The sequence below is a fragment of the Parapedobacter pyrenivorans genome (assembly GCF_014636865.1).
GTDB lineage: Bacteria > Bacteroidota > Bacteroidia > Sphingobacteriales > Sphingobacteriaceae > Parapedobacter > Parapedobacter pyrenivorans.
Genome location: NZ_BMER01000001.1, coordinates 847,341 through 861,186, shown reverse-complemented (window position 1 = coordinate 861,186; position 13,846 = coordinate 847,341). Strand labels below are relative to the sequence as shown.

Sequence of the window (13,846 nt, the reverse complement as noted above, 5' to 3'; positions counted from 1 at the left end):
ATTTCCATGCCTAAAATAGCTAGCGTTTGTTAAGTTTTGTTAAAAGAATGTAAGTTATTTGCCCCGTCTATTTAAATCAGTCAATTTTCCTCAGTCGCATTTTTATCGAGTCGTTTTCCATCGTTCCGGAGAGAAGGTGTCCAGTCCTTGATAAAAGGTACAACACTATTCCAGTCTTAACTGTTCTTGTACCACTGATTGGCCTCGGATGGCGCGGTAAGCTTCAATCATCTCATGCAGCTTATCTGGCTGTATTTTCGCTAGGTTTTGCTGTTGACTGATATCATCTGTGAGATTATATAGCTGATATTCTTTCGAATTACCCAATTCGATGTTGACTTGCTTATTCGTCTGAGGACCGCTATAAGGTGGTATCATCACCCAGTCTCCTTGCCGTAATGCCGTTCGCGAGCTGGCTTCCAATACCACATTGGTGCGTCCCTTTTTGCTGTTGCCCAATAACACCTCAATCATATTCTGACTATCGCTGTTTTCCACATCGATGCCCACCAGGCTGGCTAAAGAGGCAAGCAAATCCATTTGGCAAACGAGAGCGTCTGAGATGCCCGGCGTGATTTTTCCTTTCCATTGCACAATAAATGGCACACGTGTACCTGCTTCGTAAAGGCTATATTTGCCTCCTCTCAGTGTACCGGACGGTTTATGGTCGCCCAACAATTCCACAGCCTCGTCGTAATATCCGTCATTAACGACCGGGCCATTGTCGCTGGAGGAGATAATCAGTGTGTTTTCCAGTAATCCTTCATCGGCAAGTGTCTCCATAAGCTGGCCTATACACCAATCCGCTTCTACAATGACATCACCCCGAGGTCCCATGCCTGACAATCCTGCGAAACGCGGATGCGGTGTGCGAGGTACGTGTGGCTGGTGTAATGCATAGTAGAGGAAAAAAGGCTGCTTTTTGTTCTCTTTAATATAATTTTGGGCTTTGACAAGGAACGTATCGGCCATGTTTTCGTCTATCCATTTAGCCTTTTCGCCGCCTTTCATAAAACCGATACGCGGGATACCATTGACGATACTGTTGTTATGGCCATGATGCCAGCGCATACGCAGGAGTTCCGGATTATCAAGTCCTGTGGGTTCGCCCGCAAAGTTTTGATTATAATCCACCTCAATGGGGTCATGGGCATCCGTACCGACCACCGTTCCATTTTCGATGTAAACGGTAGGTACCCGATCTTGCGTGGCTGCCATGATGAACGAATAATCGAAACCGATTTCATTCGGGCCTGGTGATATGTGTTTGTTCCAGTCGACATAACCGCTGCCCAGACCCAAATGCCACTTGCCCACCACGCCTGTATGGTAGCCGGCGCGCTTCAATACATTAGGCAGTGTCTGCTGCTGGGTATCGATTAGCAGGGGAGCGGTGCCGGGGAGTATTTTGGCTTCTTTATTTCGCCAGGGATATACACCGGTAAGCAGTGCATAACGGCTGGGTGTACAGGTGGATGACGAAGCGTAACCATTGGTGAACTTCAATCCAGCTAAGGCGAGTTTGTCCATATTGGGCGTTTCTATGGCTGTAGCTCCATAGGCACCGAGATCGCCATAGCCGAGGTCATCTAGGTAAATAACAACGATGTTGGGGTGGCTGGCGTTCTTTTCTTCGTGGATTTGGCTGCAGGCAATAGTAACAAAAAATCCAATTAATAGACAGGTATAATATATTGCGCTTTTCATGGTATTATAATTTGTGGTATCATCGGAACTTAGTCCCTAAAAATGTGGAAAATACCAGCACTGTCGATACAAAGGTGCCAACAAACAAAAAAGGAGCCTTTACAGCTCCTCCAGTTTCTCTGCGGTTACTTCCGCCTTGATTTTTGCTTCCAGTTCGTCCATCAGGTCGGGGTTGTCAAGCAGCAACGTTTTCACGGCGTCACGTCCCTGGCCAAGTTTGGTTTCGCCATAACTGAACCATGATCCGGATTTCTTGATGATATTGAAATCGACACCCAAATCAATGATTTCCCCAGCTTTGGAGATGCCTTCGCCAAACATCACATCAAATTCCGCTACGCGGAAAGGGGGAGCTACCTTATTTTTTACAATCTTTACCTTTACGCGATTGCCCGCTACTTCGTCGGCATCCTTGATCTGTGCCATGCGGCGGATATCCAAACGTACTGAAGCATAGAATTTGAGGGCGTTACCACCCGTGGTCGTTTCAGGGTTGCCAAACATGACGCCGATTTTTTCACGCAATTGGTTGATGAAGATGCAGCAGCAGTTGGTCTTGGAGATCGTGCCGGTCAGTTTTCGCAAGGCTTGCGACATCAACCGCGCCTGTAATCCCATCTTCGAGTCGCCCATTTCACCTTCAATTTCGCCTTTTGGCACCAAAGCTGCCACTGAATCGATGACAATCACATCGATGGCTCCGGAACGAATGAGGTTATCGGCAATTTCAAGTGCCTGCTCGCCGTTGTCGGGTTGTGAAATCAATAGATTCTCAATGTCCACACCCAGTTTTTTGGCGTAATACTTGTCAAATGCATGCTCTGCATCGATAAACGCTGCAATGCCTCCTTTTTTCTGAGACTCCGCAATGATATGGGTAGCCAATGTCGTCTTTCCCGAAGATTCGGGACCGTATATTTCGATAACTCGACCCTTTGGTACGCCACCGATCCCCAAGGCGATATCCAATCCGATGGATCCTGTGGAAATAGCGTCAATAGGTTCTACCGCTGAATCGCCCAATTTCATGACGGTACCTTTGCCATAGGACTTCTCTAGTTTATCTAACGTAAGCTGTAAAGCTTTTAGTCTTTCTTGGTTGCTCATACATTTAGTAATTATTCGGCCAAAGGTAAATTATTTAATTCTATTTTACTAATTATTTTCGCTTTTTATTCCAGCCAGTTTGCGGTTGCCCATATTTGCCTTCCTCCGATTAGCCGGCTCACAACGTACGACTCACGACTTGCTCGAAATATTTGCACATCCATGTAATCGGGCACTCCTCACATTTGGGCCTACGCGCCACGCAGGTATATCGGCCGTGTAAAATTAGCCAATGATGGGCAATTGCCAAAGTATCTTCAGGTAAATATTTCACCAGTTGCTTCTCAACGGCGAGGGGCGTTTTGGCATTGCTAGTTAGTCCGATACGGTTGGCCACACGGAAGACGTGTGTGTCTACTGCAATGGCGGGTGCATGATATACAACTGATGCAATTACATTTGCGGTTTTACGGCCCACACCGGGTAATTTCTGGAGGTCGTCCACGCGCTCGGGAACAATACCACCGAAGTCACTGATCAGCTTTTGGGCCATGCCTACCAAGTGTTTGGCTTTATTGTTGGGATAGCTTACGCTGCGGATATAGGTATACACTTCATCGGGCGTGCTAGCCGCAAGGCTTTCCGCGTCAGGAAATCGATTGAACAAACGTGGCGTAACTTGATTAATCCGCTTGTCTGTGCATTGTGCAGATAGGATAACCGCAACGAGTAATTCGAAAGGGTTGCTGTAATTCAGTTCAGTCTGGGCATCGGGGCTGTGCGTAGAGAAATACGCCACAAAAGCCTGATAGCGTTCCTTTTTGAGCATGGCCCAGTCTTTAAATCAACGGCATGCGCCAAGCTTTGGAATACGAGGTGATCTTGGTGATGCTTCCCGATCGCGGTTGGCGCAGCAGGGCATCCATCTCGTTTTTAAGAAAATCGTAAAACAATTGATCATCGACATCTAGTCGAATACCCTCTTTATCTAATTTCTTAATGGCCCCTCGGGGGGAGTTCTTTAGCGTATAAGTTTCTATCATAAGCATGTTCAGCTATTGTGTATACCGTATATAACGCCGTAAATAGGCGATTAGTATACCTGACAGTACGTTTTCCGACGTTTACTTCTGCTTGGCCAGTTCGGACGCTTTTTGTTCGGCCAGCTGCAAGGCTTTATATGCATTCACGATTCCCCCGGTTACACAGATGTCATTCATGGACACCCGCATATTGCGGCCATCAGGTCCTGTTACCTTCACGCGTTGGTCTACCCTTGTGACGGATTGCATGATTACACGTTTTACTTCCAAAGCAGGCAGCTGTGGATAGTAGGAGCGTATCAATGCGGCAAGGCCAGCAACCACGGGCGAGGCCATACTGGTGCCCTGTTGGTCTTCGTAGGTCGATCCGGGCATTGTAGAATGAATAGCGACACCGGGGGCGAACACGTCGACCGACCGGCGGCCGTAGTTGGAAAAGGAAGCGACCAACTCGCCATCATTTTTCCACTGGGTTGCTCCAACTTCAATCCATGCGCCGGCCTCACCTTTATTAATGCCCAGGCTGTCCACATAGTTGCGGTTGGGGAAATTCGGATGTGCATCGTTGTCCTGACCTTCATTTCCCGCTGCATGGATAAGTAGGACATCATGTTCCAAGGCAAACCTTACCGCATCATCCACCACTTGTTTGTCTTTGGCGAACGCTTTACCAAAGCTCATGTTGATGACTTTTGCGCCATTCTCCACCGCGTAACGGATGGAGTTGGCTACATCTTTGTCGCGCTCATCGCCATCGGGTACAGTGCGCAACGCCATGATACGGACATTGTCGGCCACACCTTTAATGCCAATATGATTGTTGCGTGTAGCACCGATTATTCCTGCCACGTGCGTACCGTGATCAGCATCGGGGCCTACTACATCCGGATTGCCATAATAGCGCTCGTGGCTATTTTCATAATCATCGCCAACAATGGATCGCGAATCGTATTCTTTGTTGAGGTGGTAGTTGACCTGGTTGTTAAAATGCTCCACGCCATCTTCGAGGTCTTTATAGAATTTGCCGAAATCGGGTTCATCTTTCAGTTCTTTCTTTACAATTCTCAAGGCCATCTTTTCGAGATCGCCTTCAGCTTTGTACTTATCAAAGTCGGCTGGTGTCGGTTTTTCCTTACCTATCCGGGCTACCATGGTATCCACTGCGCGCTTCAGCCCGGTATAACTGACCTGTCCGAACCGGGCTTCCTGCATTTTGCTGGCGTAGTAGGTAACCATTTTTTGGTATTCCGAGAATTCCCTGCGCTCTTCACCATCCATGGGGGTGGTAGGCAATACGGATACGTACTTCGGTTCTAATTTTCGCACCAACCGCGTCACTTCGAGGTTGTCGTAATGGACATTTTCGCCGTCGGCGTTACCCAGGAAATTCCATCCATATTTATCATTGATATAGCCATTGCCATCCTCATCCGTTCCGGTGGCTATGCTATCTTTTTCGTTGATCCAGATCACATCCTTGAGGTCCTCGTGGTTTACGTCTACACCACCATCGATTACCGCTACAATTACAGGGGTGCTTTTTTTGCCTTTCAGTAAGAGGTCATATGCTTTTTCCGTGCTGATTCCCATTACACCGTCCCGCTCATAATCGAGGTTAAACCAATTGGCAGGAGGGGTATCTTTTGCTTGTCCGAATGAAAGTAGGGGAAATAGGATGATGAAGAATGCGTTTCGCAATTTCCAGAACGCCATATAGTGATCTAATTTTAAGTGTGCAGACAAATATACTATTATTGCTATGAAGTAAGCGTTTCTTGTCCGAATGTTTGATAAATATCGAGACAAAAGGTTTAATGGAAGGATTATAATTCTTTCATTTGTGCTGGAATAACTAGCATGCTTCGCCATGGATCATAAATTTTATTACCTATTGTTGATGAGTACTGTCACTACCGCCTGCACGCAGGAAAAGCCGAGCCAAGCCGCTTTCGAATGGCCAAAAGCCGCCGCCCCCATCGCGTTGACAAAGCCACATGTAAGGGTCTTACATGGCGATACGGTGGTCGATAATTATTTCTGGTTGAATGACTATTTTAAAAAAGGCCCGGACTCGGCGATGGTAGTCGCTTACCTCGAAGCCGAAAACAAGTATACGGACACCATGATGAAGGGTTCGGAGTCGCTCCAAAGTAAGCTATTCGCTGAAATGAAAGGCCGTATTAAAGAACAGGATGAGTCTGTACCCTACCTCAAAAACGGATATTATTACTATACCCGTACGGAAGTAGGTCAGCAATATTTCAAATTCTGCCGGAAAAAGGGGAGCTTGGATGCCCCGGAAGAGGTGCTCCTTGATGTGGATAAGATGGCGGAAGGCTATCCATACTACAACGCCACAGGATTCAATATAAGCCCGGATAATAAACTGCTTGCCTATGGCGTGGATACCGTTTCCAGACGGCAGTACACCATTCATGTCAAAGACCTCGAGACGGGGACGATATTAGCGGATGCAATTCCGGGCACATCTGGTGGATCGGTTTGGGCCAATGACAACCGTACGCTTTTTTATACCAAGAATAATCCTGCGACATTACTTACCGAAAAGGTCATGCGGCATACCCTGCACGCGGATAGCAAGGTGGATGCAGTAGTTTACCATGAATCAGACAATACCAACTATATCGGTGTTGGTAAAGCCAAGTCTGGCAAGTTCATCTACCTCTACTCCGGGGGCACCTTATCATCAGAAGTCCATTACCTGAATGCCGATGATCCGACCGGTGTTTTCAAGGTCTTTCAGCCTCGCATGACGGATGTGTTATACAGCGTTACCGCTCTGGAAGATCGGTTTTTGATCGTGACTAACCAGCATGCCAAAAACTTTAAACTTATGGAATGCCCATTTGACCATACCGGGATAGCGGATTGGAAAGAGGTGATTCCTCACCGCGAGGATGTCCTATTGGAAGACGTAGACGAGTTTAAGGATTTTCTAGTCATATCCGAACGTAAGAACGGCCTGATCCAATTGGCTATCCGTAACTTAAGAGAAGGCTCACAACATTACCTCGATTTTGGCGAGGAGGCCTATACGGCCTATCCTGCGACCAATCCCGAGTACAACACAACGATATTGCGCTACGGATACACCTCACTTACAACCCCTTCGTCTACTTATGACTATGACATGAATACCCACGAAAAGACCCTGCGGAAGCAACAAGAAGTCGTGGGCGGGTACAACGTTGCCGATTACACCACCGAACGTTTATATGCAACTGCCGAAGACGGCACCCGGGTACCCATTTCGCTGGTGTACAAAAAGGGATTCAAGAAAGACGGGAATGCGCCATTACTCCTGTATGGTTATGGTTCTTACGGTGCTACGATGGATCCATCGTTTAGTTCTGGTCGGCTAAGCTTGCTTGACCGGGGTTTCGTTTATGCCATTGCACATATCAGGGGTGGGCAGGAAATGGGCAGGCAGTGGTATGACGATGGGAAGATGATGAACAAAATCAATACGTTTACAGATTTCATAGCCTGTGGTCAATTTTTGGTAGACCAGCGGTATACAACCCCTGCACATTTATATGCCCAGGGAGGCAGCGCCGGCGGACTGCTGATGGGGGCGGTGAGCAATATGGCGCCCGAGCTGTGGCACGGCATCGTTGCGCAGGTGCCCTTTGTGGATGTAGTAAATACCATGTTGGATGAAACCATTCCGCTTACAACCAATGAGTACGATGAGTGGGGTAATCCGAATGACAAAGAGGCGTATGAATATATCAAAAGCTATTCACCTTATGAGAATATCGAAGCCAAAGCTTATCCCCACATATTGGTTACCACGGGTCTGCACGATAGCCAAGTCCAGTATTTTGAACCAGCAAAATGGGTGGCAAAGCTTCGGGCTACGAAGACGGATAATAACGTATTACTCCTTAAAACGGAGATGGACTATGGACACGGCGGGGCATCCGGCCGGTTTGATTATCTCCAGGATGTGGCTTTGGAGTATTCGTTTTTATGCGTATTGGAGGGGATTACGGAGTAGGACCGGGGACATTTTTTTCCTGTGATTCCTTTTTCCGTTCCTCAAAATTCTGTACCGCATTTTTGCTAGCGCGCACCGAGGCAAACACGGCCCCGATTACAAGGAGCGTAACAATGATAATGCCCCAGATACCTTTGCGGCGGTCTTGCTTCATCAGCCAAATGAGAAAGGCGATGAGCGGAACGGCAAAAATCAAGATAAAAAACCAACTGGTCCCTGTCATGTTACAAAGGTCGTAAATTTGTAGCGCTGTTTCGCTGTTTTTTTGTTTTTCCTAGTCGTCCCTGCTGTTGCACCTCGGAAATGCAGTTTACAAAAAAGTGAACAGGAAAAACATAAAATAAATGGGTCGTGATAACAATTTTTTCGCTATATTTGGCACCTTAATTGTATTAGAGCTGCAATAGCTTACACGATGAACACAAAAAATATAATAGCGGTATCTACAGTGTCGTGCTTTCAGCACCACACGATGGGCTTTTTTTGTGAAATTTCAACAGCCGAAAGGCCGGTGCTTCGGCTCCGACGACCCATATTGCCCCGGGCTTAATAAGGGGCATCCCTCTCCGAAAACGTACGGCAAGGAGTCCGAAGCCGTGCATGACCAGCTATTTTTAAAGTTATTTAGTATATCAAACACAACTTAAGGTTGTTTGTTTTCAATTTTTGGGGTCGTATATTCCAATGGAACTTTCAGATTTTAACATCATCCCCGCAACCGAGCAATACATCGGTTATGCACAGCAGATCTGCGATGAAATGGCAGAATCGGCCAAAGCCCGTGGCACCGGTATTGCGCGCCGCAGCCCGGAATATGTTGCAAATAAGATGCGTGAGGGCAAAGCAGTTATTGCTATACGCAAATCGGATGGTGTATGGGCAGGATTTTGCTATATCGAGACATGGAGCCACGGTGATTTCGTGGCCAATTCGGGATTGGTGGTCAATCCTGATTTTCGGAAAGTGGGCTTGGCCAAGGCCATAAAAAAACGTATCTTCGACCTCTCTAGGGAAAAATATCCGAAGGCGAAGATTTTTGGGCTCACCACTGGGTTAGCCGTGATGAAAATCAATTCGGATTTGGGTTACGAGCCTGTTACCTATTCGGAGTTGACACAGGATGAAGAGTTTTGGAAAGGCTGTCAGAGTTGCGTAAACTATGACATCTTAACCATGAAGCAACGCAAGAATTGCATGTGCACAGCGATGCTTTGGGATCCCGTGGAGAAAGAGAAGGAATTGCGTGAACGGATAGAGATGAAGGCCAAGGCAAAAGAACGGTTGAAACAGATCACAAAGAAATCGTCGCTCTTAAAGCGTATCGAAGCAAAGTTGTGGAAATCGACCAAGAAAATGGTGACGGCATTCATAGCCAGGCACCCAAAAGCAGTATAATCAGAATAAAAGTCAAATGAAGAAAGTCGTGTTAGCATTCAGTGGTGGGTTGGACACCTCGTTTTGCTGTATTTATCTATCCAAGGATTTAGGTTTGGAAGTACACTCTGTGATCGTCAACACGGGTGGCTTTTCGGAGGTGGAGCTGGCTCAAATTGAAAAGCGCGCTTATTCCCTTGGTGTGAAATCACACGCTGTAGTGGATGAAACCCAAAACTATTACGACAGCAGCATCAAGTACCTTATCTTCGGTAACGTGCTTAAAAATGCCACCTATCCGCTTTCGGTGAGTGCTGAGCGCGTGAGCCAGGCCACGGCCATTGCCAACTATGCCAAGAGAATCGGTGCAGAGTACGTGGCCCATGGCAGTACGGGGGCAGGCAACGACCAGGTGAGGTTTGACATGATATTCAATACGCTCATTCCCGAAGTGGAAATCATTACCCCCATCCGGGATTTGAAGTTGAGCCGCGAGGCCGAAATCGAATACCTCCACAAACATGGTGTTGAGTTTAACGCCGAAAAGGCGAAATACTCGATCAACAAAGGAATCTGGGGTACATCCGTGGGTGGAAAAGAAACACTGACTTCCCATGAAACGCTTCCCGAAGGGGCGTGGCCCACACCCGCAACTTCCACCGAGACGCGTCGGATGACCATTGATTTCGAACAGGGAGAGCCGGTAGCGTTAGATGGCGAGAAACTGGGCCCGGTTCAGGTCATCCAGGCATTGCAGGCTATCGCACAACCGTATGGCATTGGGCGAGACATCCACGTGGGTGATACCATTATCGGTATCAAGGGTCGGGTGGGCTTCGAGGCGGCTGCACCGCTAATCATCATCAAGGCGCATCACACCCTGGAAAAACATACACTCACGAAATGGCAGCTGAGCTGGAAAGATCAACTGGCGGCTTTCTATGGCAACTGGATGCACGAGGGGCAGATGCACGACCCCGTAATGCGCGATATCGAAGCGTTTTTGCAAAGTGCCCAGCAAACGGTGAGCGGTAAGGTTGTCGTAGAATTGAATCCCTATCGGTTCACCGTTATCGGTGTCGAGTCGCCGCACGATTTGATGTCCAATAAATTCGGCAGCTACGGCGAAATGAATAATACTTGGAGCGGCGATGATGTAAAGGGCTTTTCTAAGATATTCGGCAACCAGGTGTCGATCTGGCACAAGGTAAACGGAGGCGGAAAATGAGCAAAATCAAAATAGGGATCATCGGGTCTGCGGGGTACACAGGCGGGGAGCTGCTTCGCATACTCATCTATCATCCCCATGTAGACATCGTGTTTGCCCATAGCGCCAGTAATGCGGGCAATAGCGTGGCTGAAGTGCATACCGACTTATTGGGCGATACCGATCTGCGGTTTTCAGAAACTTATCAAGGCGATATCGATGTGTTGTTCCTTTGTGTGGGCCACGGCGACGCGCGGAAATTTTTGGAAGCCAACGCGATTGATCCGCATGTAAAGATCATCGATCTTTCGCAGGATTATAGGCTTGCCGCCAATCGGGAGTACCAAGGAAAATCATTTATTTACGGCCTGCCCGAATTGAACCGCGAAGCTATTCGGTCTGCGCAATATGTTGCCAATCCCGGTTGTTTTGCCACGGGTATCCAGCTGGCTCTGTTGCCGTTGGCCAACAAGCGCCAGCTTGCCGGAGAAATACACATCAACGCCACCACAGGTTCCACCGGGGCTGGGCAGAAGCCTTCCGCCACCTCACATTTTAGTTGGCGGAGCAATAACCTTTCCGTCTATAAGGCCTTTGAGCATCAACATTTGCAGGAAATCAGCGAGTCATTGGAACAGTTGCAGCCGGGTTTCCTTCCCGCGGATGAGGGCACGTTGCTACAACGCGCCATGGAGCGTATCAACATTATTCCGCAGCGGGGCAATTTCCCGAGGGGGATTCTGTCTGCCATCTACGTAGATAGTTCCCTGAGCGAAGACGAAGCCAACGGGTTATACGAGGCTTACTATGCTACACATCCTTTTACACACATCAGCAAGCCGAATATTGATTTGAAGCAAGTCGTAAATACCAATAAGTGTCTGATCCATTTGGAAAAGCATGGTAATAAGCTATTCGTCGTTAGTATCGTTGATAACCTGCTCAAGGGCGCTAGTGGACAGGCTATACAGAATATGAACCTGCTGTTTGGATTGGAAGAAAAGGCAGGACTGACGTTGAAAAGTGTAGGGTTCTAACTTTTGTGCCTAAACACCTCATCTAAGCTCTCAAAAATAGCACGCTTGGCTTTTTCAAGTTCTACCTTGGTGTGAGCGGCTGATACAAAACCTACCTCATAGCCCGAGGGTCCGAAATATATACCACGATTAAGCAGTTCGCGGTGGAATGCCTTGTAGTATTCCATGCTATGGTGATCGATATCGCTTGCGGCCCTTATTTGCTCCTTATCCGTAAATGCGAACCAAAAAATAGAGCCAACACTGAAAAGTTTGAGCTTGTAATTTTTGGCCGCAGTATATCGTCGGATTGCTTCAACAAATTCGTTGCTCTTGGTATGAAGGCTTTTATAGAAACTGCTACTTTTCAGCTCGCTGAGCTGGGCAATGCCCGCCGCCATTGCCACGGGATTACCCGAAAGGGTGCCGGCTTGGTATACACCGCCGTCGGGCGAGATATGGCCCATCAGCTCTGACGACGCCCCATATGCGCCTACGGGCATGCCCCCACCGATGATTTTGCCATAGGTAATGATATCGGGCTGGATTCCGTAATAGGCAGCAGCCCCTTCAAATCCGAGGCGAAAGCCAGTGATTACCTCATCGAATATCAATAATGCACGGTGTTTACGGGTAATGTCCCGTAGGAATTGGATGTATGCTGGCTCTTGGATCAGCAATCCGTTATTTGCCGGTACACCCTCGATGATGATGGCGGCGATCTGCCCATCAAATTGTGCAAAGGCAGTTTCTACGGCTTTGGTATCATCCAGCGGAATGACAATGGTCTCATCGGCAAACGACTGCGGGACACCTGCAGAAGATGTCTCACCGAAGGTGACAAGCCCGGATCCGGCCTTTACCAGCAAGGAATCAGAGTGGCCATGATAGCAACCCTCGAATTTGATGATTTTATCACGACCAGTATATCCCCTGGCAAGCCGGATGGCCGACATTACGGCCTCGGTGCCAGAGCTGACGAACCGGATTTTTTCAATGCATTTGTTGTTTTTGAGAATGAGCTCCGCGAGTTCATTTTCCAGTGCCGTGGGCGCTCCAAAACTTAAACCCTTTTCAAGGGCTTTGGATACTTTCTCACGTATTTTGGGATGGTTGTGACCCAATATCAACGGACCCCACGAGCAACAGAAATCGATAAATTTGTTGCCGTCAGCATCCCACAGAAAGCAACCGTCGCCACGTTCGATAAACAGGGGAGTACCGTAAACGGATTTAAATGCCCGAACCGGGGAGTTGACGCCTCCGGGAAAGTACTGTTGAGCCTTTGCATACAACTCGGCTGATTTTTCTCGGGAGATGTCTCCTTTTTTGCCGGATGGTTGATGTTCTTCATTGCTGGTAAAGGCTTTTTTTATTGCATCTAACATGCTTCGTCAATCTAAATCTTTGTTCTAATACCTGTCGTTTAGCTATTCTATAGCCATTTATTTGCTAACACTTCTTTAGCATGGTAGGTGAGGATGGCGGTGGCGCCCGCTCGTCGGATGCCTGTAAGCACTTCCATCGTAGCGCGTTGCTCGTCGATCCAGCCGTTTTGTGCGGACGCTTTTATCATGGCGTACTCGCCGCTGACGTTGTATGCGGCTATTGGGAGGTCAAAATCATCATTCAGTGATTTGATGATATCTAAATAGGCCAACGCAGGTTTCACCATCAGGAAGTCCGCCCCTTCCCGGCTATCCAATTCGGCTTCAATCAGGGCCTCCCGCTGGTTTGCCGGATTCATTTGATAGGTCTTTTTATCACCGTGTTTCGGTGCCGAATTGAGTGCGTCGCGAAATGGGCCGTAGAATGCACTTGCGTACTTAGCGGTATAGGACATGAGCGACACGTTAGTGAATCCGTTTTCGTCCAATACATTGCGGATATAGCCGATGCGCCCGTCCATCATATCGGAAGGGGCAACGATATCTGCCCCGGCTTGAGCGTGAGCCACTGCCATCCTGCCCAAAATGACAAGCGTTTCGTCATTGAGGATCTCGCCGTTTTCCACAATGCCGTCATGGCCGTCACTACTGTAGGGGTCCATGGCAACATCGGTGATGACACACGCCTCGGGAAAACGAGCTTTGACCGCGGCGATGGCGCGAAGGTATAATCCTCCTTCTTTTGTGCTCGCTGTAGCGTATTTGTCTTTGAGCGTCTCATCGATATTGGGGAATAGATCAAACGCACGAAGCCCCAATTCCATGCAGCTTTCCACTTCTCGGAGCAGGTTATCTATCGAGTACCGGTAAATTCCCGGCATCGAACCAACTTCAGATCTGACATTATCCCCCTCGACAATAAACAATGGGAAGATTAAGTTGGAAGCCCTAATTTGGGTTTCCTGCACCATATCCCTTATCACCGCAGACTTGCGGTTCCTTCTTGGTCTTATTAACATCTTCAAATCATCAAAATTATCAAA

The 13,846-nt window shown here is 47.9% G+C and carries 12 protein-coding genes; 4 read left to right on the top strand and 8 right to left on the bottom strand.

Translation table 11 applies throughout. The features are described from left to right. Positions 1 to 165: 165 nt before the first annotated feature. The 5 genes from IEV98_RS03320 to IEV98_RS03300 form a co-directional block, all read right to left on the bottom strand. Complete coding sequence (locus tag IEV98_RS03320) at positions 166 to 1,707, bottom strand: sulfatase family protein (RefSeq protein ID WP_188504496.1); 1,542 nt, start codon at positions 1,705 to 1,707, stop codon at positions 166 to 168. A gap of 99 nt (positions 1,708 to 1,806) precedes the next feature. Beyond that, a complete protein-coding gene (gene recA, locus IEV98_RS03315; RefSeq protein WP_188504495.1) occupies positions 1,807 to 2,814 on the bottom strand; it encodes a recombinase RecA in 1,008 nt (335 codons plus the stop codon). Positions 2,815 to 2,932: 118 nt separating this feature from the next. Further along, positions 2,933 to 3,583: an endonuclease III gene (gene nth / locus IEV98_RS03310; protein ID WP_188504494.1), complete on the bottom strand. Its 651-nt coding sequence runs from the start codon at positions 3,581 to 3,583 to the stop codon at positions 2,933 to 2,935. A gap of 10 nt (positions 3,584 to 3,593) precedes the next feature. Further along, positions 3,594 to 3,797, bottom strand: coding sequence for a hypothetical protein (locus IEV98_RS03305; RefSeq protein WP_229738542.1), 204 nt, complete (start codon positions 3,795 to 3,797; stop codon positions 3,594 to 3,596). Positions 3,798 to 3,878: 81 nt separating this feature from the next. Then, positions 3,879 to 5,510: a S8 family peptidase gene (locus IEV98_RS03300; RefSeq protein WP_188504492.1), complete on the bottom strand. Its 1,632-nt coding sequence runs from the start codon at positions 5,508 to 5,510 to the stop codon at positions 3,879 to 3,881. Positions 5,511 to 5,664: 154 nt separating this feature from the next. Here IEV98_RS03300 and IEV98_RS03295 point away from each other — a divergent pair, with 154 nt between their 5' ends. Continuing rightward, the gene (locus IEV98_RS03295; protein ID WP_188504491.1) at positions 5,665 to 7,818 is read left to right on the top strand and encodes a S9 family peptidase; all 2,154 of its coding nucleotides are present in this window, start codon (positions 5,665 to 5,667) and stop codon (positions 7,816 to 7,818) included. Here IEV98_RS03295 and IEV98_RS03290 read toward each other — a convergent pair. Then, positions 7,808 to 8,041: a hypothetical protein gene (locus IEV98_RS03290; protein WP_188504490.1), complete on the bottom strand. Its 234-nt coding sequence runs from the start codon at positions 8,039 to 8,041 to the stop codon at positions 7,808 to 7,810. The genes IEV98_RS03295 and IEV98_RS03290 overlap by 11 nt on opposite strands. Before the next feature lie 461 nt (positions 8,042 to 8,502). Between IEV98_RS03290 and IEV98_RS03285 the strand changes: the two genes are divergently transcribed. Genes IEV98_RS03285 through argC form a run of 3 tightly spaced genes read left to right on the top strand, consistent with a single transcriptional unit; the run spans position 8,503 to position 11,436 of the window. After that, on the top strand, positions 8,503 to 9,213 hold the full coding sequence (locus IEV98_RS03285; protein ID WP_188504489.1) for a GNAT family N-acetyltransferase: 711 nt from the start codon (positions 8,503 to 8,505) through the stop codon (positions 9,211 to 9,213). Between the two features lie 16 nt (positions 9,214 to 9,229). After that, positions 9,230 to 10,420, top strand: a complete 1,191-nt coding sequence (gene argG / locus IEV98_RS03280; protein ID WP_188504488.1) for an argininosuccinate synthase — start codon at positions 9,230 to 9,232, stop codon at positions 10,418 to 10,420. Beyond that, positions 10,417 to 11,436: an N-acetyl-gamma-glutamyl-phosphate reductase gene (gene argC, locus IEV98_RS03275; protein WP_188504487.1), complete on the top strand. Its 1,020-nt coding sequence runs from the start codon at positions 10,417 to 10,419 to the stop codon at positions 11,434 to 11,436. The genes argG and argC overlap by 4 nt, the downstream gene beginning before the upstream one ends. Here argC and hemL read toward each other — a convergent pair. Further along, the gene (gene hemL, locus IEV98_RS03270; RefSeq protein WP_188504486.1) at positions 11,433 to 12,803 is read right to left on the bottom strand and encodes a glutamate-1-semialdehyde 2,1-aminomutase; all 1,371 of its coding nucleotides are present in this window, start codon (positions 12,801 to 12,803) and stop codon (positions 11,433 to 11,435) included. The two genes, argC and hemL, sit on opposite strands and share 4 nt — an antisense overlap. Before the next feature lie 47 nt (positions 12,804 to 12,850). Continuing rightward, entirely contained in the window at positions 12,851 to 13,822 is a 972-nt protein-coding gene (gene hemB / locus IEV98_RS03265) for a porphobilinogen synthase (protein WP_188506095.1), read from the bottom strand. Between the last annotated feature and the right edge of the window lie 24 nt (positions 13,823 to 13,846).